The sequence below is a fragment of the uncultured Amaricoccus sp. genome, from assembly GCF_937858865.1.
Taxonomy (GTDB): domain Bacteria; phylum Pseudomonadota; class Alphaproteobacteria; order Rhodobacterales; family Rhodobacteraceae; genus Amaricoccus.
The window spans coordinates 1-2,357 of sequence record NZ_CALLYO010000298.1 but is presented as its reverse complement, the minus strand read 5'-3'; the positions used below and the strand labels follow the sequence as shown (position 1 = coordinate 2,357).

At 66.9% G+C, this 2,357-nt stretch carries 3 protein-coding genes and 1 pseudogene; all 4 read left to right on the top strand.

The window, feature by feature from the left end:
- The coding region (locus Q0112_RS08480) for a dTDP-4-dehydrorhamnose 3,5-epimerase family protein (RefSeq protein WP_297973915.1) at positions 1-191 on the top strand (191 nt) is incomplete at its 5' end.
- A 158-nt stretch (positions 192-349) separates the two neighbouring features.
- Positions 350-1,162 carry a sugar phosphate nucleotidyltransferase gene (locus Q0112_RS08475; protein ID WP_297973912.1) on the top strand — a complete coding sequence of 271 codons (813 nt, stop codon included), beginning with the start codon at positions 350-352 and terminating at the stop codon, positions 1,160-1,162.
- Positions 1,140-1,781, top strand: a complete 642-nt coding sequence (locus Q0112_RS08470) for a PIG-L deacetylase family protein (protein ID WP_297973910.1) — start codon at positions 1,140-1,142, stop codon at positions 1,779-1,781. Before Q0112_RS08475 ends, Q0112_RS08470 begins: the two co-directional genes overlap by 23 nt.
- A gap of 143 nt (positions 1,782-1,924) precedes the next feature.
- Positions 1,925-2,357 (top strand): annotated as a pseudogene (locus Q0112_RS08465) (hypothetical protein); the annotation flags it as partial.

Below are 2,357 nucleotides of genomic sequence, written 5' to 3'. Positions count from 1 at the left end.
GCTTCCAGACGCTGGCCGACGAGACCCACGTCCTCTACTCGGTCTCCCACCCCTATACGCCCGGCGCCGAGGGCGGCGTGCGCCACGACGACCCGGTCTTCGGCATCACCTGGCCGCTGCCGGTCAGCGTCGTCTCGGAGAAGGACCAGGGCTGGCCGCCGGTCGATCTCGCAAGGGGCATCCGCATCTGAACCCCGGAGAAAAGGCGCCGTTTTTACCATCATGGGCCATGGGCCGCCCCCAACCGGCCGCGCGGACGCCGGGGCCCATAGATTTTCGCTCCAAAGCCTCTATACTGGCCGCCGGGGTAGTAGGGGCTGCAGTTGCTGCGGGTTGAGGGGCTGTTGACATGAAGGTAGTGTTATTCTGCGGGGGACAGGGCACCCGGCTCAGGGACTATTCCGACCAGATCCCGAAGCCCCTGGTTCCGGTGGGCAATCTGCCGATCCTCTGGCACATGATGGCGTACTACGCCGCCTACGGGCACAAGGACTTCATCCTCTGCCTCGGCTACAAGGGCGAGGCGATCAAGCGCTTCTTCCTCGAGTACAACGCGGCGATGAGCAACGACTTCGTGCTCGAGAACGGCGGCACGACACTCGATCTGCTCGAGCCGGATATCCGCGACTGGAGAATCACCTTCGTCGACACCGGCGCGACCACCAACATCGGCGGCCGGCTGCTCCGGGTGCGCAAGTACCTGGAGAAGGAGGAGATGTTCCTGGCGAACTACGCCGACATCCTGACCGACCTCGATCTCGACGACATGGTGCGGAAGTTCCGCGCCTCGGACGCGATCGGCGGCTTCTGCGCCGTCACGCCGCCCTATTCCTTCCACCTCGTCAAGCTGCGCGAGAGCGAGGGCGGCAAGGTCGAGCGGATGATGAGCCTGCAGGAGTCGGGCACGCTGATGAACGGCGGCTATCTCATCCTGCGCCCGCAGATCTTCGACAATCTCTTCGAGGGCGAGGAGCTCGTGGTCGAGGGCTTCGCGCGGCTCGTCGAGCAGAACCGCCTCTACGCCCACTGGCACGACGGCTTCTGGATGCCGATGGACACCTTCAAGGAGAAGCAGGCGCTCGACGACATGGTCCAGCGCGGCGACACGCCCTGGCAGGTCGGGAAGGCGCGCGGGGCCTATGCTCAGCCTAAGGTGGCCTGACCTCGGCACCATCCTCTGCCTCGGGGCGCACAGCGACGACATCGAGATCGGTGCCGGCGCGACGCTCGTCCGGCTGGTGCGCGAGAACCCGGAGGCGCGCATCGTCTGGGTGGTGCTCGCCGCCGGCGGCCAGCGCGGCGAGGAGGCGCGCGCCTCCGCGGCCCGCTTCCTGGAAGGCGCCGGCGCGGCCGAGGTGCTGCTCGAGGAGTTCCGCGACGGGCATTTCCCGGCGCAGTGGGCCGAGATCAAGGCCTTCTTCGCGACGCTGAAACGCTTCGCGCCGGACCTGGTGCTGACCCACTATGGGCAGGATCTGCACCAGGACCACCGGGTGGTCTCCGAGCTCGCCTGGCAGGGCTTCCGCGACCAGCTGATCCTCGAGTACGAGATCCCGAAGTGGGACGGGGGCCTCGGCTCGCCCAACCTCTTCGTGCCGGCGACCGCCGCCGACGCCGACGCCAAGATCGCGGCGCTCTTGCAGTGCTTCCCGAGCCAGGCCGGCAAGCACTGGTTCGACGATCTGACCTTTCGCGGCCTGATGCGGCTCCGCGGCCTCGAATGCAACGCGCCCGAGGGCCTGGCCGAGGCCTTCTACGCCCGCAAGGTGAGCCTCGCCTGACGGGCCGGGCTGCGCCAGCTCGAGGCTCACTCCGCCGTCCCGGATGTGCTGAGCCCGGGACACAGGATAGACTGGCCAGCCCCGGCAGGGTATCTTCCGTCCAGCTATGGTGGTGCGGGAACGAGCGCGTGCAACAGGGTCGGGTGTCGGAAATTCCCCAGGACCGCTATGCGCTGATCATCGGCGCCATGAAATGCGCCACCACCTCGCTCTTCAGCTATCTCGCCGAACATCCAGCGATCGCGCCGGCGAGGATCAAGGAGCCGGAGTTCTTCTCGCGGAACCAGGAGCACAAGGCGCAGATCGCCCGGTACGAGGATCTGTGGGACTTCGACCCCGACCTCCACCGCTACGCGATGGAGGCCTCGACCGGCTACAGCAAGTGGGGTGAGCGCGGCGCGGCGGAGCGCATCCACGCCTACGGCCTCCGGCCCAGGCTCGTCTACGTGGTGCGCGATCCCTTCGTCCGGATCGAGTCGCACTACAATTTCATGCTGCTGCAGAACCCGGCCTGGACGCGGGACATCACCGACGAGAACCTGGTGCAGACCTCGAACTACTATCTCTACGCCGCCG

Bases quoted from the DNA above. Each gene is read 5' to 3' on its own strand.
- Q0112_RS08475 (WP_297973912.1), top strand. From the start codon at position 350: ATGAAGGTAGTGTTATTCTGCGGGGGACAGGGCACCCGGCTCAGGGAC.
- Q0112_RS08470 (WP_297973910.1), top strand. From the start codon at position 1,140: ATGCTCAGCCTAAGGTGGCCTGACCTCGGCACCATCCTCTGCCTCGGG.